Here is a 21,980-nt window from a genome sequence, read left to right on the forward strand (position 1 = left end):
TTAGTCAACCTCCTCAACCGTCACGAGGTGGCGGACGGTGTGAACCATTCCGCGGAACTCGGGGCGGTCCTCCTTGACGACGACGTCGTTCAGGCGCTTGAGCCCGAGCGAACGCAGCGTGTCGCGGTGGTTCTGCTTGCTGCCGATGTACGACTTGATCTGCGTGACCTTGAGGCGAGCCATTACGCACCCGCCCCGGCACGTGCACGCAGCAGAGCCGCGGGAGCGACGTCCTCGAGGGGCAGACCACGGCGAGCCGCGATCTCCTCGGGACGCTGCAGGCCCTTGAGGGCCGCCACGGTCGCGTGCACGATGTTGATCGCGTTGGAAGAGCCGAGCGACTTCGACAGGATGTCGTGAACGCCGGCGCACTCCAGAACGGCGCGCACCGGGCCACCGGCGATAACACCGGTACCAGGGGCGGCCGGCTTCAGCAGCACGACGCCCGCGGCGCGCTCGCCCGTGATCGGGTGAGGAATGGTGCCCTGGATGCGCGGAACCTTGAAGAAGGACTTCTTGGCTTCCTCGACACCCTTGGCGATGGCCGCGGGAACTTCCTTGGCCTTGCCGTAACCGACACCTACAGTGCCGTCACCGTCGCCCACCACGACCAGCGCGGTGAAGCTGAAGCGGCGACCACCCTTGACAACCTTGGCGACGCGGTTGATCGCGACAACGCGCTCAACGTAAGCGGTCTTCTCGGCGGCAGGGCCACCGTCGCGACCCTTCCGGTCTCGCCGCTCGCCGCCACCGGCACCGCTTCCGCGGCGCTGGGGTCCAGCCATTGGATTACCTCTCTCTGTTACGTCCGTGAGTCCCGGAAAACGGGGCTTAGAACTTCAGCCCGGCTTCGCGGGCGGCGTCAGCCAGAGCGGCAATGCGCCCGGCGTATCGGTTGCCACCGCGGTCGAACACGACGGTCTCGACACCCGCGGCCTTGGCACGCTCGGCGACGAGTGCGCCGACGGCCTGGGCCTGGGCGCTCTTGTCGCCTTCGCCACCGCGGATCGAGGTGTCCAGGGTCGACGCGGACGCCAGGGTGTGACCCTGGAGGTCGTCGATGACCTGAGCAACGATGTTGCGGTTGGAACGCGTCACGACGAGGCGCGGACGCTCCGCCGTACCCGAGACGTTCTTGCGGATGCGGATGTGACGGCGGGCCTTGGCGGCACGCTTGTACGCGTCGCCCTTGGCGATCTTTACACCGTATGCCATGGCTACTTACCAGCCTTTCCGACCTTGCGGCGGATGACTTCGCCGGCGTACTTGACACCCTTGGCCTTGTACGGGTCGGGCTTCCGCAGCTTGCGGATGTTGGCGGCGACCTCGCCGACCTTCTGCTTGTCGATGCCCTCGACCGAGAACTTGGTGGGCGACTCGACCTTGAAGGAGATGCCCTCGGGCGCCTCGATCAGGATCGGGTGGCTGTAGCCAAGCTGGAACTCCAGGTTGGAGCCCTTCGCGGCGACGCGGTAACCGACACCGCTGATCTCAAGAGCCTTGACGTAACCCGTGGTCACGCCGGTGATCATGTTCGCCACCAGCGTGCGGGACAGGCCGTGCAGGGCCTTGTTCTGACGCTCGTCGTTGGGGCGGGTGACGTTCAGAACGCCGTCCTCACCCTTGACGATCTCGATCGGCGCCTTGACGGTGAGCGCGAGGGAACCCTTGGGGCCCTTCACAGCCACAGCCTGGCCGTCGATGGTGACGTCCACACCGGCGGGAACCTGGATGGGGAGCTTGCCGATTCGCGACATTGCTTTTCCTCCGTTCCCGACTACCAGACGTAGGCGAGGACTTCCCCACCTACGCCCTTCTTGCCTGCCTGCTGGCCGGTGAGCAGACCGTGGGACGTGGAGATGATCGCCACGCCCAGGCCGCCGAGCACCTTCGGCAGGTTGGTGGACTTTGCGTACACACGCAGACCGGGCTTCGAGATCCGCTTGATGCCCGCAATGGAGCGCTCACGGTTCGGGCCGAACTTCAGCTCGAGGACGAGGTTCTTGCCGACCTCGGCGTCCTCGACCTTCCAGCCGGTGATGAAACCCTCCTGCTTGAGGATTTCTGCGATGTGCGACTTGATCTTGCTGTGCGGCATCACGACGGAGTCGTGGTACGCCGAGTTAGCGTTACGCAGACGCGTGAGCATGTCTGCGATCGGGTCAGTCATGGTCATGAAGTGGCCTTCGGCCTCTCTCGCCGGGGTTTCCTGTATGCGCCATCCCTCTCCCCGCTCAGTGGCGGGACGGGTGCGGTGCGGGGACCTACGGCGTAGTAAGTCGTTATGGGCGGCGGACGCCCAACCACACAAGCCTAAGGCATGCGCGGCCGGGCATCCGCCGTCCAGATGCTTACCGAGAGTGCCTGGTACTCCTCAAGTCCTTGCGGACGAGAGGGAATTACCAGGAGCTCTTGGTCACGCCCGGCAGCTCGCCACGGTGAGCCATCTCACGAAGGCAGACGCGGCACAGGCCGAACTTGCGGTACACGGAGTGGGGGCGACCGCAGCGCTGGCAGCGGGTGTACGCACGCACACCGAACTTGGGCTTACGGGCAGCCTTCGCGATGAGAGCCTTCTTCGCCATCTCGCTTACGCCTCCTTGAAGGGGAAGCCGAGGTGACGAAGGAGGGCGCGGCCCTCGTCGTCGTTGGTCGCCGTGGTGACCACGGTGATGTCCATACCCCGGGTACGGTCGATCTTGTCCTGGTCGATCTCGTGGAACATGACCTGCTCCGTGAGACCGAAGGTGTAGTTGCCACGGCCGTCGAACTGCTTCGGCGACAGACCACGGAAGTCACGGATACGCGGCAGCGCGAGCGACAGCGTACGGTCCAGGAACTCCCACATGCGGTCACCACGGAGGGTGACGTGGCAGCCGATCGGCTGACCCTCGCGCAGCTTGAACTGCGCGATGGACTTGCGGGCCTTCGTGACGGCCGGCTTCTGACCGGTGATCGTCGTCAGGTCCTTGATGGCGCCGTCGATCAGCTTGGAGTCGCGGGCGGCGTCGCCCACACCCATGTTGACCACGATCTTCACGAGGCCGGGAATCTGCATGACGTTCTCGTAGGAGAACTCTTCACGCAGCTTGCCCGCGATGTCCTCGCGGTACTTCGTCTTGAGACGCGGAGTGGTAGCCATCAGATGTCCTCACCCGTCCGCTTGGCAACGCGGATCTTGTTGCCCTCGTCGTCGAAGCGGAAACCGACGCGGGTAACGACCTTCTGGCCGTCCTTCTCCACAACCAGCTGAACGTTGCTGACGTGGATCGGCGCCTCGGTGATCACGATGCCACCGGTCTGCGAGCCACCAGCGGTCTGGCCGGCCTTGGTGTGCTTCTTGACCCGGTTGACACCCTCGACCAGGACGCGGTTCTCAGTAGGGATGGCCAGAATGACCTTGCCCTGCTTGCCCTTGTCCTTACCGGTGATGACCTGAACCAGGTCGCCCTTCTTGATCTTCATGCTTACAGCACCTCCGGCGCGAGCGAGATGATCTTCATGAACTTCTTCTCGCGCAGCTCACGGCCCACCGGGCCGAAGATACGGGTGCCGCGAGGGTCGCCGTCGTTCTTCAGAATGACGGCGGCGTTCTCGTCGAAGCGGATGTACGAGCCGTCCTGGCGGCGGCGTTCCTTCACGGTGCGAACGATGACCGCCTTGACGACGTCACCCTTCTTCACGTTGCCACCGGGGATCGCGTCCTTGACGGTGGCAACGATGACGTCACCGATGCCCGCGTAGCGGCGACCGGAACCACCGAGAACACGGATGCAAAGGATCTCCTTGGCACCAGTGTTGTCGGCGACACGCAGTCGCGACTCCTGCTGGATCACGTCTATCTCCTGTTTGTCTGCCGGTTCCCGGCGGGGGCATCACTCCGAAGAGCTACCGCCCCCACCGAGCCTGGCGGAACGAACCTGAGGGGCCCCTGGGCTTGATGCCCAGGGCCTCAGATAATTACTTGGCCTTCTCGAGGATCTCGACGATGCGCCAGCGCTTGCTCGCCGACAGCGGACGCGTCTCCATGATGAGGACGCGGTCGCCGACGCCGGCAGCGTTCTGCTCGTCGTGCGCCTTGAGCTTGTTCGTACGGCGGATGACCTTGCCGTACAGAGCGTGCTTCACGCGGTCCTCGACAGCGACGACGACGGTCTTGTCCATCTTGTCGCTGACGACAAGACCCTCACGGGTCTTGCGGAAGCCGCGGTCAGTCGTCTCAGTCACGTTCTTCTCGCTCATCAGGCGCTCTCCACCGTCTCGATACCGAGCTCACGCTCGTGCATCAGGGTGTAGATGCGAGCGATGTCCTTACGGACGGACTTGAGCCGGCCGTTGTTCTCCAGCTGACCCGTGGCCGCCTGGAAGCGCAGCTTGAACAGCTCTTCCTTGGCCTCGCGCAGCTTGCCAACGAGCTCCTCGTTACCGAGCTCACGCAGCTCGGACGCCTTGGTTCCCGTCGCCATCACGACTCACCTGCCTCGCGCCGAACAATCCGGCACTTCATCGGAAGCTTGTGAGCAGCGCGGGTGAGCGCCTCACGAGCAATCTTCTCGTTCGGGTAGGACAGCTCGAACATGACCCGGCCCGGGTGCACGTTCGCGATCCACCACTCGGGAGAACCCTTACCGGAACCCATGCGGGTCTCGGCAGGCTTCTTCGTCAGGGGACGGTCCGGGTAGATGTTGATCCAGACCTTGCCGCCACGCTTGATGTGGCGGGTCATCGCGATACGAGCCGCCTCGATCTGGCGGTTCGTCACGTAGGCGGGGGTAAGCGCCTGGATGCCGTACTCGCCGAACGAGACCTCAGTACCGCCCTTGGCCATACCGCGGCGCTTCGGGTGGTGCTGCTTGCGGTGCTTGACCCTACGAGGGATCAGCATGTCGGTCAGGCCTCCGTTCCGGTGCTCTCAGCCGGAGCGGCGGCGGGAGCGTCGGCCTTGGGAGCCTCGGCACCAGCAGCCTGCTGCGGCTTGCGGCCACCACGGCCGCCGCGCTCGCCACCACGGCCACCACGGCCGGCGGGACGGTCGCCAGCGCCGGCGGCACCACGGGCCGGGCGGTTACCCGCACGGGCCGCAGCGTTCTCGGCGCGAACCTCGGCGATGTTCTTGACGTCGCCCTTGTAGATCCAGACCTTCACACCGATACGACCGAAGGTGGTCTTGGCCTCGAAGAAGCCGTAGTCCACGTTCGCGCGGAGGGTGTGCAGCGGCACACGGCCTTCGCGGTAGAACTCGGAGCGGGACATCTCGGCGCCGCCGAGGCGACCGCCACACTGGATCTTGATGCCCTTGGCGCCGGCCTTCATCGTGCCCTGCATGCTCTTACGCATGGCGCGACGGAAGGAGACGCGGGAGGAGAGCTGCTCGGCAACGGCCTGCGCGACGAGCTGAGCGTCGACCTCGGGGTTCTTGACCTCGAGGATGTTCAGCTGCACCTGCTTGCCCGTGAGCTTCTCGAGGTCACCGCGGATGCGGTCGGCCTCGGCGCCACGGCGGCCGATGACGATGCCCGGACGAGCGGTGTGGATGTCCACACGCACGCGGTCACGGGTGCGCTCGATCTCAACCTTCGAGATGCCGGCGCGCTCCATGCCGGACGTCATCATCCTGCGGATGGCGACGTCTTCCTTGACGTAGTCCTTGTACAGCTTGTCGGCGTACCAACGCGACTTGAAGTCGGTGGTGATGCCGAGCCGGAACCCGTGCGGGTTTACCTTCTGGCCCATTACCGGGAACCTTCCTTGCTGCTGACGACCACGGTGATGTGGCTGGTCCGCTTGCGGATCCGGTAGGCACGGCCCTGGGCACGCGGACGGAACCGCTTCAGGGTCGGGCCCTCGTCCACGTACGCCTCGCTGATGACCAGCGTGGAGGCGTCCGGGTGGTTGTAGTTGTGTGCGGCGTTGGCGATGGCGCTGTCGAGCACCTTGCCAACCGGCACGCTCGCGGCCTGCGGGGCGAAACGCAGGACCGCCTGAGCCTCCGTGGCATCCATGCCACGGATAAGGTCCACCACTCGGCGGGCCTTCATGGGCGTGACGCGGATGTACCGCGCCTGGGCCCTGGCTTCCATGGTTGTCCCTTCGGTGTAAGTCATAGTCGTAACCACCCCGCCTTTAGCGGCGCTTCGACTTCCGGTCGTCCTTGACGTGGCCGCGGAAGGTGCGAGTCGGCGAGAACTCGCCGAGCTTGTGGCCGACCATCGACTCGGTGACGAACACCGGGACGTGGATCTTGCCGTTGTGCACCGCGATGGTGTGACCCAGCATGGCCGGGATGATCATCGAGCGACGGGACCAGGTCTTGATGACGTTCTTGGTACCGGCTTCGTTCTGTACGTCCACCTTCTTGATGAGGTGTCCGTCGACGAAGGGTCCCTTCTTGAGACTGCGCGGCATCTAAACCCGCTCCTAGCGCTTCTTGTTCGTCTTGCGGCGGCGGACGATGTACTTGCTCGAAGCCTTCTTCGGCGAGCGAGTACGACCCTCCTTCTGACCCCACGGGGAGACCGGGTGACGACCACCGGAGGTCTTACCCTCACCACCACCGTGCGGGTGGTCGACCGGGTTCATCGCGACACCGCGGACGGAGGGGCGAACGCCCTTCCAGCGCATGCGGCCGGCCTTGCCCCAGTTGATGTTCGACTGCTCGGCGTTACCGACCTCACCGACGGTGGCGCGGCAGCGCGCGTCGACGAGACGGATCTCACCGGACGGCATACGAAGGTGGGCCATGACGCCCTCCTTCGCCAGCAGCTGCACGGAGGCACCAGCGGAGCGGGCGAACTTGGCGCCGCCACCGGGACGGAGCTCGATCGCGTGGATCGTGGTACCGACCGGGATGTTGCGGAGTGCCAGGTTGTTACCGGGCTTGATGTCGGCCGTGGGGCCGTTCTCAATCCGGTCGCCCTGCTTCAGGTTCTTCGGCGCAATGATGTAGCGCTTCTCACCGTCGGCGTAGTGCAGGAGCGCGATGCGCGCAGTGCGGTTGGGGTCGTACTCGATGTGCGCGACCTTGGCCGGCACGCCGTCCTTGTCGTGACGACGGAAGTCGATCACACGGTAGGCGCGCTTGTGGCCGCCACCCTGGTGTCGAACCGTGATCCGACCGGTGTTGTTACGGCCGCCCTTGCTGTGCAGGGGGCGGACCAGCGACTTCTCCGGCGTGGACCGCGTGATCTCGACAAAGTCGGCGACGCTGGAGCCACGACGGCCCGGGGTCGTCGGCTTGTACTTGCGGATACCCATTTCTCAGTCCTCGTCCGATTCCGGACGACTAGACCTCCGTTAGGAGGCCTGGCCGCCGAAGATGTCGATTCGGTCGCCCTCAGCGAGGGTCACGATGGCGCGCTTGGTGTCAGCGCGCTTGCCGAAACCGGTCTTGGTGCGCTTGCGCTTACCCTGACGGTTGATCGTGTTGACCCCGGTGACCTTGACCCCGAAGACCGCCTCGACGGCCTGCTTGATCTGGGTCTTGTTGGAGCCGGGCGCGACGATGAACGTGTACTTGTTCTCGTCCAGCAGCGCGTAGCTCTTCTCCGAGACAACCGGCTTGATCAGCAGGTCGCGCGGGTCATTGAAGGTCTTGCTGGTAACGGTCGCCTCAGACATCAGGCGTCGCTCCCTTCGGTCTCATCGGCCTTGGGGCCAGACACGAAGGACTCGAAAGCGGCCTGAGTGAAGACCACGTCGTCAGAGACGATCACGTCGTACGTGTTCAGCTGGCCCGGCTCCAGGATGTGCACCTGGGGCAGGTTGCGGGCGGACAGCCACGCAGCCTCGTCGGCGCGCTCGACGACCAGGAGCAGGTTCTTGCGCTCCGAGATCTTGCCGAACAGCGTCTTGGCGGCCTTCGTGGAGGCGGCACCCTCGACCACGCCGGTGACGACGTGGATGCGGGAGTGACGCGCACGGTCCGAGAGGGCACCGCGGAGGGCGGCGGCCTTCATCTTCTTCGGGGTCCGCTGCGAGTAGTCACGCGGCTGCGGGCCGTGGACGACGCCACCGCCGACGAACTGCGGAGCGCGGGTGGAACCCTGGCGAGCGCGGCCGGTGCCCTTCTGGCGGTACGGCTTGCGGCCACCACCACGGACTTCGCCACGACGCTTGGTCTTGTGCGTGCCCTGACGGGCAGCGGCCAGCTGAGCGACGACGACCTGGTGGATCAGCGGAACGCTGGTCTTCGCGTCGAAGATCTCCGCGGGGAGCTCGACGGTACCGGCCTTGTCGCCTGCCGGCGAAAGGATGTCAATGGTGCTCATTAACTCAAGCCCCCTTAACCGCGGTACGGACCAGGACGAGGCCGCCGTTCGGACCGGGGACCGCACCCTTGATGAGGAGCAGACCCTTCTCCGCGTCAACCGCGTGGATGGTCAGGTTCTGGGTGGTGACGCGCTCGTTGCCCATGCGACCGGCCATGCGCATGCCCTTGAAGACACGCCCAGGGGTGGCACAGCCACCGATCGAACCGGGGGAGCGGTGCTTGCGCTGGACGCCGTGGCCGGCGCCGAGGCCCTTGAAGTTGTGACGCTTCATGACACCGGCGAAGCCCTTGCCCTTGCTGTTGCCCGTGACGTCAACCTTGACGCCGGACTCGAACACGGCAGCCGTGATCTCCTGGCCGAGCGTGTACTCGCTGGCGTCGGAGGTACGGAGCTCCACCAGGTGGCGGCGGGGGGTGACGTCAGCCTTGGCGAAGTGACCCTTGAGGGGCTTGTTCACCTTGCGAGGGTCGATCTCGCCGAAGGCGATCTGGACCGACTCGTAGCCGTCGACGTCGTTCGTACGGACCTGGGTAACAACGCAGGGCCCGGCCTTGACCACGGTCACCGGGACGACACGGTTGTTCTCGTCCCAGACCTGGGTCATGCCGAGCTTCTCGCCCAGGACGCCCTTGATCTGCTTTGCCATCTTCTCCGTGCCTCTCAGAGCTTGATCTCGATGTCAACGCCGGCCGGAAGGTCCAGGCGCATCAGCGAGTCAACGGTCTTGGGCGTCGGGTCGAGGATGTCGATCAGGCGCTTGTGAGTGCGCATCTCGAAGTGCTCGCGCGAGTCCTTGTACTTGTGCGGCGACTTGATGACGCAGTACACGTTCTTCTCAGTGGGCAGCGGCACCGGGCCCGCGACCGACGCACCAGTGCGCGTCACCGTCTCGACGATCTTCTTCGCCGACGAATCGATGACCTCGTGGTCGTAGGCCTTGAGCCGGATGCGGATCTTCTGTCCCGCCATGGCTACTCCGTAGTCCTGTCTGTTGTGGAAACGCTCTGGTCCTCGGTCGGCTGCGGATCACTCCGCCGCTCTCCTCCGACCCACGCGGTCGGGCGTGTCGCGCTCCCTCTACAGAAAATTCCCATACGGAAATTCCCTCGTCCAAGGGGGCGCGGTCCCAAGACCGCAGATCGGGGGCAAACACCCACCGAGTACCTGGCAGGCACCGTGCTGACGCTTCCCAGAAGATTCCCGTACGTCCGCCCCATTGCTGCCCCGAGGGGGCAGGTAGGGCGACGAGTACTGTGGGACTCGCTTCCGGTCCTCCCGGCGGGAGGCGCGCAGCATCGGCACACGGCCGAGCAACTTGAGTAGTCTGCCATACGAGACACGTGCCTGGCCAATCGGGCCGAAGACAATACCCCGCCACGCTGCGTGGTCAAGCTGCACCACGCAGCAGGGTTCTCGCGGGGCCCCTCTTCGGGCCGCCGGCGTCAGCGGTGGCGCCAGAGCACCCAGCCGTGCTTCCTGCTCGCCTCGGCCACGTACCAGCCCGCGGGCGCCCGCGTCCAGGTGTCCTCCGGCCTCGCGTCCTTCCAGGTCAGCCTGAGTACGGCCGCGTCCGCGGCGGCCGGCGGCAGCGCGCCGTGCTTGAGGTCCCTGGTCCAGACCCGCCCGTCGTACACCTCGTACCCCTGGGCCATCCGCAGCTCCCAGCTGGTGCTCGGGTCCATCACCAGGTTCTCGCCCGGCTCCAGCCCCGCCGCCTTCGTGAAGCCCAGCGCGTCGGCCTCGTGCTGCTGGGCGCGCGGCACGGCCACGTGAGAGGTGACCGCCACCGTCGCGTACGTGGCGAACACGGCCAGCGCCGCCGCCACGGCCCACACCGCCCGGCGCCCGGCGGCGAGCCGCAGGACCACGCAGACGGCGAACACCAGCAGGGCGCCGGCCGTCGTCCGCCCCATGTGCAGCCTCGTCCAGTCCGAGGCCAGGAACAGCGCGTCCGGCATCGCCCACGGGATGATGGCCACCTTGTGGAGGCGACTGCCGACCACCTGGACGACGATCCCGCCCGTAACCACGGTCAGCAGCACGGCGCCCGTCACCAGCCGCAGCAGCGCACCGGTCCGCGCCCGCCGCAGCGTCGCGACGCCGACCACGAAGAACGCCGGCAGCAGCGGGGCCAGGTAGCGGGCGTAGATCCAGTTGTCGACCCGGCGGTCCCCCGGCAGTCCCGCGGCGGAGGCGAGCGCGATCCCGCACAGCAGGGCGACCATCACGAAGGACACCACCCGCGAGGCCCGGGTGAAGCGGGAGCTGAACACCACGAACGCGCACAGGGCGATGGCGAGCGCGCCGAAGCCCCAGGACGAGACCGAGAAGTACCAGAACTGGCCGATCATGCGCGTCACCGTGCGGCGCAGCAGTTCGGGGTCGACCAGGTTGTCCAGGACCTTCGTGCCCACCGAGCTCGGCGGCTGGTCCTTGAACTGTGCCTCCAGCCACATGGCCAGCAGCCGCGCGCCCACCACGGAGACCGCGAGCCCGCCCCAGGCCGCGAGCGCGGCCCGCCGCGGCGCCCAGCGGAAGACGAGTGCGCCGAGGAAGACCGCCGCCGTCAGGGCCACCACGACCCCGCCCCGGTCGTGCACCGCCATGGCGTAGCCGGCCAGCAGACCGGCCCCCGCCCCGTGCCGCGCGCGGCGGCGGGCGTCCCCCTCGGTCAGCCAGCCGTGCAGCGTGATCAGCCAGCCGAGCAGGACCACGGGGAACACCGTGTCCGACATGGCGAACTCGGCGTAGAAGATCACGGGCGGCATCAGCGCGGCCGCCGTGGCCGTCACGAACGAGAGCCCCCTGGACAGGTCGAGCCTGCGCAAGGCGGCGTAGGCCAGCAGGAAGACGAGCGCGTTCAGCAGCGTGTTGATGCCCAGGACCAGCTGGTACGCGGTGACCGGGTCGTCCGCGATCCGCAGGGCCGGGGAGATGAGCAGCGGATAGCCGCCGGGGATGACCGATCCGACCGGCATCTCTGTGGTCGGCCGCCCCGCGAGCACCCGGGCCAGGACGAGGTACGAGGACTCGTCGGCCTGTACCGAAGGGTGCGTGCCGCCCCACACCAGCCAGAGGCGGAACAGCACCTGCGTCACGTATCCGGCAAGGAGCGCCGCCGGCCAGAACCACCGCCGGCCGAGGAGGGACGTCCGCAGTGCGAGGAGCCTCCCGGCCCCCGCCGACGGGCCGGACCGCCCGGCATCGGACGCCTCGTCCATTCCGGCTTCGCCGACCGTTTCCGTTCCCGACTGCACTTCTGGCACTTCCCGTTCACTTGAGACCGCGTCCGCGCACGCGAGTGCGGTGGCGGCAGCGGCAACGGTACCAACGGGGCCGAACGGGGTACCTGAAGCGGGCGGCCCGAGGTCATGGCGGGGGGCCTCGTGACGGTAAAGTCAGCGGACATGACTGTCACCGCTCCCGCGCCCGCCCCGGTAGCCGAGCACCGGGCCCCGAGCGGCTCCAGTGGTCGGATATCCCGCGCTTTCGCCCTCACGGCCGCCGAGGCGGTCGTGTCCGTTTCCGCGGCGATCCTCCTGGTCCTGCTGAGCATGCGCCTCGACGTGAACCCCATGCAGCGGATCGGGCAGGTCAGCGGCCTGGCCGGCATCCAGCTGCGGCTCTTGGTGCTGCTGGCCGCGACCGTGGTGCTCTACCTGGTCCTGACCCGGTGGATGCCGACCGCGGCGGTGCGGATCAGCGCGGCGGCCGTGGCCGGCCTGGCCACCGGTGTGACCGCGAGCGGCAGCGTGGTGGCCCTGCGCGGAACCTCCTGGACGTTCAACGCGTACGGCGGTGACGTCGGCAACCTGCAGCAGTGGGCGTACCACGTCATGGACGGGGTGCCGCTGCTGCCCGAGTACCCGCCCGGCTTCCCGCACCTGCTGGCGTGGGTCGCCCAGCTGTTCTTCGACGGCAACGCCTCGGTCGCGGTCAAGTGGGTGATGATCGGCTTCCTGGCGATCTCCGGACCGGCCGCCTACCTGGCCTGGCGCATGCTGCTGCCGCCGCTGTGGGCCCTCGGCATCGGCGTCACGGCTTCCCTGCCGCTGATGGAGCCGTACAAGCCGTACTCCCCCGTCGTCCTGATCATCGTCATCCCCGTGCTGGCCAAGCTCGCGCAGGTGGTGATGGAGTCCGCGAAGTACGGGCGCAAGCTCTCGCTCACGATCGGTGCGGGGCTCGGAGCACTGCTCGCCGCGCTGTTCCTGCTGTACGCCGGCTGGTTCGTGTGGTCCGCGGTCGGCGTGGTCGTGCTCTTCGCCGTGATCCTGACCGGCCGCGCCCGCTCGGGCGGGGTCCGCGGACTGCTGGACGCGGTACTGCCGCTGGCGGCCACCACCGTCGTCTTCCTCGCGCTGGCGGGGCCGTACATGATCCGCCTGCTCCGTGCGAGCGGATCGACCAAGGACACCTACTTCTACTTCGACTCCGCCAGCGACCCGGCCTACTTCGCCATGCAGGGCTCGGCCTTCCCGGGCCCGCTGCGCTCCCTCGGGTGGCCGCTGCCGGGCGAACTCGGCGGCGTCGGCCTCTTCACCATCCTGCTGGTGGTCGGCCTGGGCGCGGTCATCGCGCTCGGCCTGCGCAGGCCGCTGGTGCTGACCCTGCTGGCCTGCACCGGCAGCGCCTTCCTGCTGCGCTACTGGTACGCCTCGCACATGTCGGCCGAGGGCGCGGTGCAGCTGTACCCGCGCACCAGCCTGCAGATCGTCTACTGCCTGCTCGCGCTGTCGGGCCTGGCCGTGTACCTCGGCGCGCAGCGCATCGCGGCCTGGACCCGGGCCAACGAGGGACGGCTCCCCGGCCGGGAAGCCCTGCAGGCGGCCCGGCGCAAGCCCCGGGCCACGGTGATCGGCATCCTGGTCGCGCTCGGGCTGCTCTTCGGCTCGGCGGGCTCGGCCACGGCCGACGCGTACATGCCGAGGAAGCCCTCCGAAAACACCCTCGGCACCCTGGCCTGGACCTCGCACGTGACGGGCAATCCCAACGGGAAGTGCTCGAAGTACGCGCCTCGCGGCAAGTGCTCGACGTACACCCCGCTGCAGCGCACGAAGAAGAACTGACGCACGCGCCGTAGGTACGCGAACGGCCCGCCACCGGTCCTCGGACCGGTGGCGGGCCGTTCTTCGTTCCTCAGCCCCGCCCGGAGGCCCGCCCGGCGGCGAAGGCGTGCCGGGCCAGCGTGCGGACGCCCGCCCGGTGCCCGCGGCCCAGCGCTCCGGGCAGCATGCGCAGGGCGTGCAGTCGGGAGCCGTAGCGCAGCCGGGCCGCGCGGGCGGCCCTGGGCCAGCCGCGGGCCTCCATCCGCTCGGCGACGGCCGAGAAGTAGCGCTCGGACTCGGTGAAGCGGGTACCGGAGACGGCCTGGACGGAGGACTCGCTGTCCGCGTGGCGGCGGTACTGGAAGACCGTGGTGGTCCCGTCGATCACCATCCGCTCGCCGGCTTCGAGCAGGTCCACGACGAGGGCCAGGTCCAGGAGCACCGAGTAGCCGTCCCGGAAGTTCACCCGGCGCAGCGCCGGTCCGCGCCAGGTGATCGACGGGAAGTAGAGCCAGTTCCCGCGCAGGACGCTGGCGGCCAGCTCCTCACCGGCCATCAGGGCCCGGCCCTTGACCCGCGGGGCGAACATCCACCGCTTGGCCGCGTCGGTCAGGCCCCGCGCGACCCGGCCCGAGCCGTCGATCACCTCGACGCCGGGCTGGACCATGCCGATCCCGGGGTGGGCGCCGAGGATCGCGCGCACGGTCTCCAGGTAGTGCGGGCGCAGCAGGTCGTCACAGCCCATGATGACGACGTGGTCGGCCTCGGAGAGCTCGACGCACTTCTGGAAGTTCTTCGTGATGCCGAGGTTGCGCTCGTTGCGCAGGTAGCGCACCCGCGGGTCGCCCAGCCCTTCGAACCAGCCGGGCACCTCCGGTTCCCCGCCGTCGTCGATCACGACGAGCCGGAAGTCCCGGTCGGTCTGGGCCAGGACGCTGCGGACCGCGTCCTGCATCTGCCCCACGTCCCCGTAGTACGGGAGCATGAAGTCGAAGGACCCCACGGGGCGTCAGGCCTTCACGGAGTCCGTGCCGGTGGAGGACTCGGCGCCGGTGGCCGCGGGGGCGTCGTCGCTCGCGCCGAGCCGGACGTCGTTGTGCCGCAGGCCCTCGTTGATGGCCACGGTCCGGGCGAGGTCGGTGATCTTCTTCTCCAGCGACCGGAAGCGCAGGAAGGTGTTGAGCGTGAGGAAGCCCATCGCGAGCACCATCATGTAGAGCACCAGGTCGGTGCCGCGGCCGACGCCGAGGTGCTGGGCGACCCAGGTGACGTCCGTCGGGCGGAGCACCGCGTACACGTTGACGACGACGAAGGCCGAGAAGGCGATGCGCTTCCAGGCACGGTTCTGGGCCTGGCTCCAGGTCCGTATGAACATCAGTGCCATGGACACCGAACCGGCGATCAGCAGCAGCTGAATCCAGAAGTACTTCATCGACGCCCACGCTCCCGCAGTGAAATGTCAAAAACGATGTTGACGCCGTTGATCAGGGACTGACCCTTGGCGCGCGAGTAGTCGGTGTAGAGGATGTCGACCGGGACCTCGGTGACCCGCAGGTCGGAGCCGGCGAGGAAACCGACGAGCTCGGAGGCGTGGGCCATGCCGTTCATCGTGATGTTCAGCCGCTCGGCGGCCTCACGGCCCAGCACGCGCAGACCGTTGTGCGCGTCGGTGAGCTTGAGCTTGCGCGCGGTGGGGCTGACGGCGGCGGCCGTGCGCAGGACGACCTGCTTGATCCACGGCACCTGGCCGTTCTGTTCGATGAACCGGGAGCCGAGCACCACGTCGGCGTCACCGGCCCGCAGGACCGCGACCATCGTCTCGACGTCCTTGGTCTGGTGCTGACCGTCCGCGTCGAAGGTCGCGAAGTACTGGGCTCCGGGCTGGGCGAGCGCGTACGTCAGGCCGGTCTGCAGGGCCGCGCCCTGACCGAGGTTGACCGGGTGCCGCACCAGGTGGGCGCCGGTGGTCGCGATGTGCTCCGCCGAATCGTCCGTGCTGCCGTCGTCGACGACGACGATGTTCGGAAAGGTCTTCCGGGCCGCCTCGACTACGCCGGCGATCACTTGGCCCTCGTTATAGGCGGGTATGACCAGCCAGACATCGTCGTATTCGGACACGGTAGCTCCAACGGAACGAGGCACGTACGAGTGCTCAGTGATCGGTGTGAGGTCGCAATTCGGCATCGCCGTCTCCGAGCTCACTCAAGTCCGGGCCGTTCACGTCGGCCGTGTGTCGGGGCCCCAGGCCTTCTAGCATAGCGAGTTCGGGCACCCCGAAGCTGGCCCGCAGGCAACGATCACACACACGGCTCGTTGTCCAGTGACGTCCTCAGAGCGCCCGGCGGTCCCGGGCCGCCCGGGCCAGAACGGTGAAACCGGGGGTGGCCAGGGCATCGGCCAGCTGCTCCCGCCAGTCGCTCATCGGTACCAGGCCCACCTCGGCCCACCGGGCGTGTCCGAGAACGCTGAAGGCGGGGCGGACCGCGGGCCGGACGAAGGACTCGGACGTGGTCGGGCGGATCCGCTCGGGGTCCAGGCCGCACAGCCGGTAGACCTCGCGCGCCAGCCCGAACCAGGTGGTCGCGCCGCTCGCGGTGGCGTGGTAAATGCCCGCGGGGGCCCGGCCGTCCAGCGCGGCGCGTCCGAGTTCGACGAGCCGCCCGGCGAGGGCGACGGACCAGGTGGGCTGGCCCTGCTGGTCGTCGACCACGTCCAAGGTGTCCCGCTGCGCGGCCAGCTTGAGCATCGTGGCGACGAAGTTCGGGCCGTGCTCTCCGTACAGCCAGGCGGTGCGGACCACATAGCCGTCCTGCGGCAGGAGTTCGGCCACGGCCCGCTCGCCGATCAGCTTGGAACGGCCGTACGCGTTCACGGGCCCGGTGGCCGCGTCCTCCGCGTAGGGCTCCGAGGCGTCCCCGGGAAGCACGTAGTCGGTGGAGATCTGGAGCAGCCGCGCGCCGGTCGCGGCGCAGGCCGCCGCGAGGATCCGTACGCCGGTGCCGTTGACGGCGGCGGCGGCCTCCTCGGCCGTCTCGGCTCCGTCCACATCGGTCCAGCCGGCGCAGTTGACGACGATGGCGGCGCCCTCGACGGCGGACCGGACGGCCCCCGGATCGGTGATGTCGAGCTCCGCACGGCTGAGGCCGACGGTCTTGATCTCATGGCGCTGCAGTTCGGCCAGCACTTCCCGGCCCAGCATTCCGGCCGCGCCCGTAACGAGCCAGCGGCCTTTCCCCCCGTCACCGGTCACTTCTGCGGCGCCGCCTTCTGCTCGGCCCGCGGGGCACATCCATGGCCGGCTTCCCCATTGCCGTACCGCGAAATGCCCTTGTCCGATAACTCGTCGTTCCGTCTGGGCCAGGATCCGCCCCTCACCAGGATGCGCATGATCCGAACAGTAGCCGTGTGGTGCGTTCGGCACGGTCCGAATCGAAAACTGCCCCGCCCTCTCGCATAGGGTTGTCGCCATGCGTGGAATTCTCTTGGCCGGCGGCACCGGATCCCGACTCTGGCCGCTGACGCGGGCCGTGTCGAAGCAGCTGCTGCCCGTCTTCGACAAGCCGATGATCTACTACCCGCTCTCTACGCTGGTCATGGCCGGGATCAGCGAAATCCTCGTCATCACCACCCCGGAAGACCGCGACCAGTTCGAGCGTCTGCTCGGCGACGGCTCGCAGTTCGGCATCCGGCTGGAGTACGCCGTCCAGGAACGCCCCGAGGGCATCGCCCAGGCCTTCGTGCTCGGCGCCGACTTCATCGGCGACGACTCCGTCGCACTGATCCTCGGCGACAACATCTTCCACGGCAGCGGCCTCGGCACGCGCCTGGCGCAGCACACCGACTCCAAGGGCGGCCGGGTCTTCGCGTACCCGGTGGCGGACCCGTCGGCCTACGGCGTGGTCGAGTTCGACGCGGACGGCCAGGCCATCTCCATCGAGGAGAAGCCCGAGAAGCCGAAGTCCCGTTATGCCGTGCCCGGTCTGTACTTCTACGACAACCGCGTCGTGGAGATAGCCCGCGGCCTGAAGCCCAGCGCCCGCGGCGAGCTGGAGATCACCGCCGTCAACGACGCGTACCTCCAGGCCGGCGAGCTGAACGTCACGATCCTCGACCGCGGTACGGCCTGGCTGGACACCGGCACCTTCGTCTCGATGGTGCAGGCCTCGGAGTTCGTGCGCGTCATCGAGGAGCGCCAGGGGTTCAAGATCGGCTGCATCGAGGAGGCCGCCTGGCGGGCGGGCCTCATCGACTCCGCGCAGCTGCGCGCACTGGCCGAACCGCTCACCAAGAGCGGTTACGGCGACTACCTGATCGGTCTGCTCGAAGAGGAAGCCGCACGATGAAGTTCCGCGAACTCTCCATTGAGGGAGTCTTCGAGATCACGCCCCAGCAGCACGGTGACCCGCGCGGCATGTTCATGGAGTGGTACCGCTTCGACCACCTCGCCGAGGTCGTCGGGCACCCGCTGAAGCTGGCGCAGGCCAACCTCTCGGTCTCCCAGCGCGGCGTGGTCCGGGGCATCCACTTCGCCGACGTCCCGCGCGGCCAGGCCAAGTACATCACCTGCGTGCGCGGCGCCGTGCTGGACATCATCGTGGACATCCGGGTCGGCTCCCCGACCTTCGGCCGCTGGGAGGGCGTCCGCCTGGACGACGTGGACCGGCGTGCCGTCTACCTGCCCGAGGGCATGGGCCACGGCTTCTGCGCGCTGACGGACGACGCCACGCTGTCCTACATCTGCTCGGAGACGTACAACCCGACGGCCGAGCACTCGGTCCACCCGCTCGACCCCGACCTGGGCATCGACTGGCCGGCGGACGTGCCGCTGCTGTCCGCCCGCGACGACGCGGCCCCCTCGCTGGCCGACGCCGCCGCGTCGGGCCTGCTGCCGGACTACGCCGCCTGTGTCGAGTTCACGGAGTCGCTGCGGGTGAAGTGACCGCCGCGCACTGAGCGACGTACGGAAGAGGGCCGCACCCCCGGGGTGCGGCCCTCTTCGTGTGCCCGCCCGCGGCGCGCAGGCACGCAGGGAAGGCACGTAGGGAAGGCACGTACGACGAAGGGCCCCTCCCCCGTCGCGTGAACGACGGGGCAGGGGCCCTCCTGTCAAACGTGGTGCCCGCGTCAGCGAGCTACCAGGTCAGAACACGAATTACTTCGTGATCTTGGTGACCTGGCCGGCGCCCACGGTACGACCACCCTCACGGATGGCGAACTTGAGGCCTTCCTCCATGGCGACCGGCTGAATCAGCGTGACCGTCATCTCGGTGTTGTCGCCCGGCATGACCATCTCCGTGCCGGCCGGCAGGGTGACGACACCCGTGACGTCCGTGGTACGGAAGTAGAACTGGGGACGGTAGTTGTTGAAGAACGGGGTGTGACGGCCACCCTCGTCCTTCGACAGGATGTACGACTGGGCCTCGAACTCGGTGTGCGGGGTGACCGAACCGGGCTTGATGATGACCTGGCCGCGCTCGACGTCCTCGCGCTTGATGCCACGGAGGAGCAGACCGACGTTCTCGCCCGCCTGGCCCTCGTCGAGCAGCTTGCGGAACATCTCGATACCGGTGACCGTGGTGGTGGTCTTGGTCTCCTTGATACCGATGATGTCGACGGTCTCGTTGACCTTCAGGACACCACGCTCGATACGGCCGGTGACGACGGTACCGCGACCGGTGATCGTGAAGACGTCCTCGACGGGCATGAGGAACGGCAGCTCGGTGTCACGCGGCGGGGTCGGGATCGCCTCGTCGACGGCAGCCATGAGGCCGAGAAGCTTCTCGCCCCACTCCTTGTCGCCCTCGAGCGCCTTCAGCGCCGAGACGCGGACGACCGGAAGGTCGTCGCCCGGGAAGTCGTAGTCGGAGAGGAGCTCACGAACCTCGAGCTCGACGAGCTCCAGGATCTCCTCGTCGTCCACCATGTCGGCCTTGTTCAGGGCGACGACGATGTACGGAACGCCGACCTGGCGGGCCAGGAGCACGTGCTCCTTGGTCTGCGGCATCGGGCCGTCGGTGGCGGCGACCACGAGGATCGCGCCGTCCATCTGCGCGGCACCGGTGATCATGTTCTTGATGTAGTCCGCGTGACCCGGGCAGTCGACGTGGGCGTAGTGACGCGCCTCGGTCTGGTACTCGACGTGCGCGATGGAGATGGTGATACCGCGCTGGCGCTCTTCGGGAGCCTTGTCGATCTGGTCGAAGGCCGAGGCCTCGTTCAGGTCCGGGTACGCGTCATGCAGCACCTTGGTAATGGCGGCCGTGAGGGTCGTCTTACCGTGGTCAATGTGACCGATGGTGCCGATGTTGACGTGCGGCTTAGTCCGCTCGAACTTCGCCTTCGCCACGGGGTCCTCCTGGAGAGTGGTTCTGTACGCCTTACAGATCGGCGCCAGGTGATCTTTGCTGGATAGCCGGTTCCCCGGGGACAACGGGAGGGTTGCTCCTGTTGCCCCAGAGGCTCCGGTGACAAGCCTAAAGCGTGTACTCGGAAGAGTTACTCGCCCTTGGCCTTCGCGATGATCTCCTCAGCGACGTTCCGGGGAACCTCGGCGTAGGAGTCGAACTGCATCGAGTAGCTGGCGCGACCCGAGGTCTTGCTGCGGAGGTCTCCGACGTAGCCGAACATCTCCGAGAGGGGCACGAGGCCCTTCACGAGGCGAGCGCCGTGACGCTCCTCCATGGCCTGGATCTGGCCACGGCGGGAGTTGATGTCACCGATGACGTCACCCATGGACTCCTCCGGCGTGGTGACCTCGACGGCCATCATCGGCTCGAGGAGCACGGGAGAAGCCTTGCGCGCGGCCTCCTTGAACGCCTGCGAACCGGCGATCTTGAAGGCGAGCTCGGAGGAGTCGACCTCGTGGTAGCCACCGTCGAGAAGAATGACGCGGACGCCAGTCATCTCGTAGCCGGCGAGGATGCCGAACTTCATGGCTTCCTGCGCACCCGCGTCGACCGAGGGGATGTACTCCCTCGGGATGCGGCCACCGGTGACCTTGTTCACGAACTCGTACGCCGGACCGTCGGCCTCGAGGATCGGCTCGATCGCGATCTGCACCTTGGCGAACTGACCGGTACCACCGGTCTGCTTCTTGTGGGTGTAGTCGTGACGCTCCACCGTCTGGCGGATCGTCTCGCGGTAAGCGACCTGCGGCTTGCCGACGTTGGCCTCGACCTTGAACTCGCGCTTCATACGGTCGACCAGCACCTCGAGGTGCAGCTCGCCCATACCGCCGAGGATGGTCTGGCCGGTCTCTTCGTCCGAGTGAACGTGGAAGGAGGGGTCCTCCTCCGCGAGAGACTGGATGGCGACACCCAGCTTCTCCTGGTCACCCTTGGACTTGGGCTCGATGGCGACCTGAATGACCGGGGCCGGGAAGTCCATGGACTCCAGGATGACCGGGTTCTTGTCGTCACACAGCGTCTCACCGGTGGTGGTCTGCTTCAGGCCCATGACGGCGACGATGTCACCGGCGCCCACCGCTTCGATCTCTTCACGCTTGTTCGCGTGCATGCGGTAGATCTTGCCGATGCGCTCCTTCTTGCCCTTGACGGAGTTCAGCACCGCAGTGCCGGCCTCCAGGCGGCCCGAGTAAACCCGGACGAAGGTGAGCTTGCCGAGGTGCGGGTCGCGCATGATCTTGAACGCGAGCGCCGCGAGGGGCTCCTCGTCAGACGGCTTGCGCTTCACGACGACCTCGGCGTCCCGGACGTCGTGGCCTTCGATGGCCTCGATGTCCAGGGGCGACGGGAGGTAGCGGACGACGGCGTCGAGCAGGGGCTGAACGCCCTTGTTCTTGAACGCCGTGCCACAGAACACCGCGGTGACGGTGGCACCCTTGTCGCCCTTGGAGCCGATGATGATGCGACGCACAGCGGCGTGCAGCTGCTCGACGGTGGGCTCGACGCCCTCGAGGAACAGCTCCATGATCTGGTCGTCGTTCTCGGCGACCGTCTCGACCAGCTTGGCGTGCCACTCTTCAGCGGCTTCCGTGTGGGTGTCCGGGATGTCGACGATGTCGTACATCTCGCCCTTGGTCGCCTCGGCGGACCAGACGAACGCCTTCATGGTGACCAGGTCGACAACGCCCTGGAAGTCCATCTCGGCGCCGATGGGGAGCTGCATGACGATCGGAACCGCACCGAGGCGGTCCTTGATCATGTCGACACAGCGGTGGAACTCGGCGCCGGTGCGGTCCAGCTTGTTGACGAAGCAGATGCGCGGGACGCCGTAGCGGTCCGCCTGACGCCAAACGGTCTCGGACTGCGGCTCGACGCCGGCCACACCGTCGAAGACGGTGACGGCACCGTCGAGGACGCGGAGCGAACGCTCCACCTCGACGGTGAAGTCGACGTGACCCGGGGTGTCGATGATGTTGATGGTGTGGTCAACATCTTCGAGCGGCCAGTGGCAGGTGGTAGCGGCAGACGTGATGGTGATACCACGCTCCTGCTCCTGCTCCATCCAGTCCATCGTGGCAGCGCCGTCGTGGACCTCACCGATCTTGTAAGACACACCGGTGTAGAACAGGATGCGCTCGGTGGTGGTCGTCTTGCCCGCGTCGATGTGGGCCATGATGCCGATGTTGCGCACCTTGGCCAGGTCAAGCGAAGTGGTAGCCATATCGGCTCAGTCTTCTCTCGGTCTCGATGTGGGTTCG

The 21,980-nt window shown here is 67.3% G+C and carries 30 protein-coding genes; 3 read left to right on the forward strand and 27 right to left on the reverse strand.

All coding sequences use genetic code 11. The annotated features are described in order from the left end of the window. From rpmD to ACIQV3_RS06145, 21 genes are all read right to left on the reverse strand, one after another. Nucleotides 1–183 (reverse strand): 50S ribosomal protein L30, encoded by a 183-nt coding sequence (rpmD, locus tag ACIQV3_RS06045; RefSeq protein WP_112447741.1) that lies wholly within the window; start codon nucleotides 181–183, stop codon nucleotides 1–3. Further along, a complete protein-coding gene (gene rpsE, locus ACIQV3_RS06050) occupies nucleotides 183–785 on the reverse strand; it encodes a 30S ribosomal protein S5 (protein WP_008739695.1) in 603 nt (200 codons plus the stop codon). Before rpsE ends, rpmD begins: the two co-directional genes overlap by 1 nt. A gap of 46 nt (nucleotides 786–831) precedes the next feature. Then, nucleotides 832–1,215: a 50S ribosomal protein L18 gene (gene rplR, locus ACIQV3_RS06055; RefSeq protein ID WP_008739696.1), complete on the reverse strand. Its 384-nt coding sequence runs from the start codon at nucleotides 1,213–1,215 to the stop codon at nucleotides 832–834. Between the two features lie 2 nt (nucleotides 1,216–1,217). Further along, the gene (gene rplF, locus ACIQV3_RS06060) at nucleotides 1,218–1,757 is read right to left on the reverse strand and encodes a 50S ribosomal protein L6 (protein ID WP_243333369.1); all 540 of its coding nucleotides are present in this window, start codon (nucleotides 1,755–1,757) and stop codon (nucleotides 1,218–1,220) included. A gap of 20 nt (nucleotides 1,758–1,777) precedes the next feature. Further along, nucleotides 1,778–2,176 (reverse strand): 30S ribosomal protein S8, encoded by a 399-nt coding sequence (rpsH, locus tag ACIQV3_RS06065; protein WP_008739698.1) that lies wholly within the window; start codon nucleotides 2,174–2,176, stop codon nucleotides 1,778–1,780. Nucleotides 2,177–2,399: 223 nt separating this feature from the next. Beyond that, nucleotides 2,400–2,585: a type Z 30S ribosomal protein S14 gene (locus tag ACIQV3_RS06070; RefSeq protein ID WP_003956452.1), complete on the reverse strand. Its 186-nt coding sequence runs from the start codon at nucleotides 2,583–2,585 to the stop codon at nucleotides 2,400–2,402. 5 nt (nucleotides 2,586–2,590) lie between these two features. Continuing rightward, the gene (gene rplE, locus ACIQV3_RS06075) at nucleotides 2,591–3,142 is read right to left on the reverse strand and encodes a 50S ribosomal protein L5 (RefSeq protein WP_030388859.1); all 552 of its coding nucleotides are present in this window, start codon (nucleotides 3,140–3,142) and stop codon (nucleotides 2,591–2,593) included. Then, a complete protein-coding gene (gene rplX / locus ACIQV3_RS06080) occupies nucleotides 3,142–3,465 on the reverse strand; it encodes a 50S ribosomal protein L24 (protein WP_215023444.1) in 324 nt (107 codons plus the stop codon). The genes rplE and rplX overlap by 1 nt, the downstream gene beginning before the upstream one ends. Nucleotides 3,466–3,467: 2 nt before the next feature. Then, nucleotides 3,468–3,836, reverse strand: coding sequence for a 50S ribosomal protein L14 (gene rplN / locus ACIQV3_RS06085; protein WP_003956455.1), 369 nt, complete (start codon nucleotides 3,834–3,836; stop codon nucleotides 3,468–3,470). A 124-nt stretch (nucleotides 3,837–3,960) separates the two neighbouring features. Beyond that, the gene (gene rpsQ, locus ACIQV3_RS06090; protein ID WP_243333368.1) at nucleotides 3,961–4,242 is read right to left on the reverse strand and encodes a 30S ribosomal protein S17; all 282 of its coding nucleotides are present in this window, start codon (nucleotides 4,240–4,242) and stop codon (nucleotides 3,961–3,963) included. Beyond that, on the reverse strand, nucleotides 4,242–4,466 hold the full coding sequence (gene rpmC, locus ACIQV3_RS06095) for a 50S ribosomal protein L29 (protein WP_008739703.1): 225 nt from the start codon (nucleotides 4,464–4,466) through the stop codon (nucleotides 4,242–4,244). The genes rpsQ and rpmC overlap by 1 nt, the downstream gene beginning before the upstream one ends. Further along, nucleotides 4,466–4,885: a 50S ribosomal protein L16 gene (rplP, locus tag ACIQV3_RS06100; RefSeq protein ID WP_030026326.1), complete on the reverse strand. Its 420-nt coding sequence runs from the start codon at nucleotides 4,883–4,885 to the stop codon at nucleotides 4,466–4,468. Before rplP ends, rpmC begins: the two co-directional genes overlap by 1 nt. A gap of 5 nt (nucleotides 4,886–4,890) precedes the next feature. Next, complete coding sequence (rpsC, locus tag ACIQV3_RS06105) at nucleotides 4,891–5,733, reverse strand: 30S ribosomal protein S3 (protein ID WP_112447746.1); 843 nt, start codon at nucleotides 5,731–5,733, stop codon at nucleotides 4,891–4,893. Next, a complete protein-coding gene (gene rplV / locus ACIQV3_RS06110; protein WP_007265904.1) occupies nucleotides 5,733–6,080 on the reverse strand; it encodes a 50S ribosomal protein L22 in 348 nt (115 codons plus the stop codon). The genes rpsC and rplV overlap by 1 nt, the downstream gene beginning before the upstream one ends. A gap of 43 nt (nucleotides 6,081–6,123) precedes the next feature. Beyond that, the gene (gene rpsS / locus ACIQV3_RS06115) at nucleotides 6,124–6,405 is read right to left on the reverse strand and encodes a 30S ribosomal protein S19 (protein ID WP_023539342.1); all 282 of its coding nucleotides are present in this window, start codon (nucleotides 6,403–6,405) and stop codon (nucleotides 6,124–6,126) included. Nucleotides 6,406–6,417: 12 nt separating this feature from the next. Further along, nucleotides 6,418–7,254 (reverse strand): 50S ribosomal protein L2, encoded by an 837-nt coding sequence (gene rplB / locus ACIQV3_RS06120; protein WP_254387362.1) that lies wholly within the window; start codon nucleotides 7,252–7,254, stop codon nucleotides 6,418–6,420. 39 nt (nucleotides 7,255–7,293) lie between these two features. After that, nucleotides 7,294–7,617 carry a 50S ribosomal protein L23 gene (rplW, locus tag ACIQV3_RS06125; protein ID WP_266934873.1) on the reverse strand — a complete coding sequence of 108 codons (324 nt, stop codon included), beginning with the start codon at nucleotides 7,615–7,617 and terminating at the stop codon, nucleotides 7,294–7,296. Next, a complete protein-coding gene (gene rplD, locus ACIQV3_RS06130; RefSeq protein ID WP_030008466.1) occupies nucleotides 7,617–8,267 on the reverse strand; it encodes a 50S ribosomal protein L4 in 651 nt (216 codons plus the stop codon). The genes rplW and rplD overlap by 1 nt, the downstream gene beginning before the upstream one ends. Before the next feature lie 4 nt (nucleotides 8,268–8,271). Next, nucleotides 8,272–8,916, reverse strand: a complete 645-nt coding sequence (gene rplC / locus ACIQV3_RS06135; RefSeq protein ID WP_266880616.1) for a 50S ribosomal protein L3 — start codon at nucleotides 8,914–8,916, stop codon at nucleotides 8,272–8,274. A gap of 14 nt (nucleotides 8,917–8,930) precedes the next feature. After that, nucleotides 8,931–9,239: a 30S ribosomal protein S10 gene (gene rpsJ, locus ACIQV3_RS06140; protein WP_003948644.1), complete on the reverse strand. Its 309-nt coding sequence runs from the start codon at nucleotides 9,237–9,239 to the stop codon at nucleotides 8,931–8,933. A gap of 473 nt (nucleotides 9,240–9,712) precedes the next feature. Continuing rightward, nucleotides 9,713–11,536, reverse strand: coding sequence for a hypothetical protein (locus tag ACIQV3_RS06145; protein ID WP_403710243.1), 1,824 nt, complete (start codon nucleotides 11,534–11,536; stop codon nucleotides 9,713–9,715). Nucleotides 11,537–11,677: 141 nt separating this feature from the next. On the opposite strand from ACIQV3_RS06145, the gene ACIQV3_RS06150 reads away from it, so the two are divergent. Continuing rightward, complete coding sequence (locus ACIQV3_RS06150; RefSeq protein WP_403710245.1) at nucleotides 11,678–13,339, forward strand: hypothetical protein; 1,662 nt, start codon at nucleotides 11,678–11,680, stop codon at nucleotides 13,337–13,339. Between the two features lie 70 nt (nucleotides 13,340–13,409). Here ACIQV3_RS06150 and ACIQV3_RS06155 read toward each other — a convergent pair whose 3' ends face one another. The 4 genes from ACIQV3_RS06155 to rfbD form a co-directional block, all read right to left on the reverse strand. Then, complete coding sequence (locus ACIQV3_RS06155; protein ID WP_403710247.1) at nucleotides 13,410–14,321, reverse strand: glycosyltransferase family 2 protein; 912 nt, start codon at nucleotides 14,319–14,321, stop codon at nucleotides 13,410–13,412. Between the two features lie 6 nt (nucleotides 14,322–14,327). Further along, nucleotides 14,328–14,750, reverse strand: coding sequence for a DUF2304 domain-containing protein (locus tag ACIQV3_RS06160; RefSeq protein ID WP_403710249.1), 423 nt, complete (start codon nucleotides 14,748–14,750; stop codon nucleotides 14,328–14,330). After that, nucleotides 14,747–15,436, reverse strand: a complete 690-nt coding sequence (locus ACIQV3_RS06165; RefSeq protein WP_403710251.1) for a glycosyltransferase family 2 protein — start codon at nucleotides 15,434–15,436, stop codon at nucleotides 14,747–14,749. The genes ACIQV3_RS06160 and ACIQV3_RS06165 overlap by 4 nt, the downstream gene beginning before the upstream one ends. A 211-nt stretch (nucleotides 15,437–15,647) precedes the next feature. Continuing rightward, nucleotides 15,648–16,568 carry a dTDP-4-dehydrorhamnose reductase gene (rfbD, locus tag ACIQV3_RS06170; protein WP_403710253.1) on the reverse strand — a complete coding sequence of 307 codons (921 nt, stop codon included), beginning with the start codon at nucleotides 16,566–16,568 and terminating at the stop codon, nucleotides 15,648–15,650. 217 nt (nucleotides 16,569–16,785) lie between these two features. Between rfbD and rfbA the strand changes: the two genes are divergently transcribed. Continuing rightward, the gene (gene rfbA, locus ACIQV3_RS06175; protein WP_403710255.1) at nucleotides 16,786–17,661 is read left to right on the forward strand and encodes a glucose-1-phosphate thymidylyltransferase RfbA; all 876 of its coding nucleotides are present in this window, start codon (nucleotides 16,786–16,788) and stop codon (nucleotides 17,659–17,661) included. Then, nucleotides 17,658–18,257 carry a dTDP-4-dehydrorhamnose 3,5-epimerase gene (gene rfbC / locus ACIQV3_RS06180; RefSeq protein ID WP_403710257.1) on the forward strand — a complete coding sequence of 200 codons (600 nt, stop codon included), beginning with the start codon at nucleotides 17,658–17,660 and terminating at the stop codon, nucleotides 18,255–18,257. The genes rfbA and rfbC overlap by 4 nt, the downstream gene beginning before the upstream one ends. 213 nt (nucleotides 18,258–18,470) lie before the next feature. Here rfbC and tuf read toward each other — a convergent pair whose 3' ends face one another. Together tuf and fusA are read right to left on the reverse strand one after the other, a co-directional pair. Next, nucleotides 18,471–19,664 (reverse strand): elongation factor Tu, encoded by a 1,194-nt coding sequence (tuf, locus tag ACIQV3_RS06185; protein WP_112447760.1) that lies wholly within the window; start codon nucleotides 19,662–19,664, stop codon nucleotides 18,471–18,473. 149 nt (nucleotides 19,665–19,813) lie between these two features. Beyond that, on the reverse strand, nucleotides 19,814–21,943 hold the full coding sequence (gene fusA, locus ACIQV3_RS06190) for an elongation factor G (protein ID WP_403710259.1): 2,130 nt from the start codon (nucleotides 21,941–21,943) through the stop codon (nucleotides 19,814–19,816). Nucleotides 21,944–21,980 lie beyond the last annotated feature (37 nt).

The organism is Streptomyces sp. NPDC099050, from assembly GCF_044759865.1.
Lineage (GTDB): Bacteria > Actinomycetota > Actinomycetes > Streptomycetales > Streptomycetaceae > Streptomyces.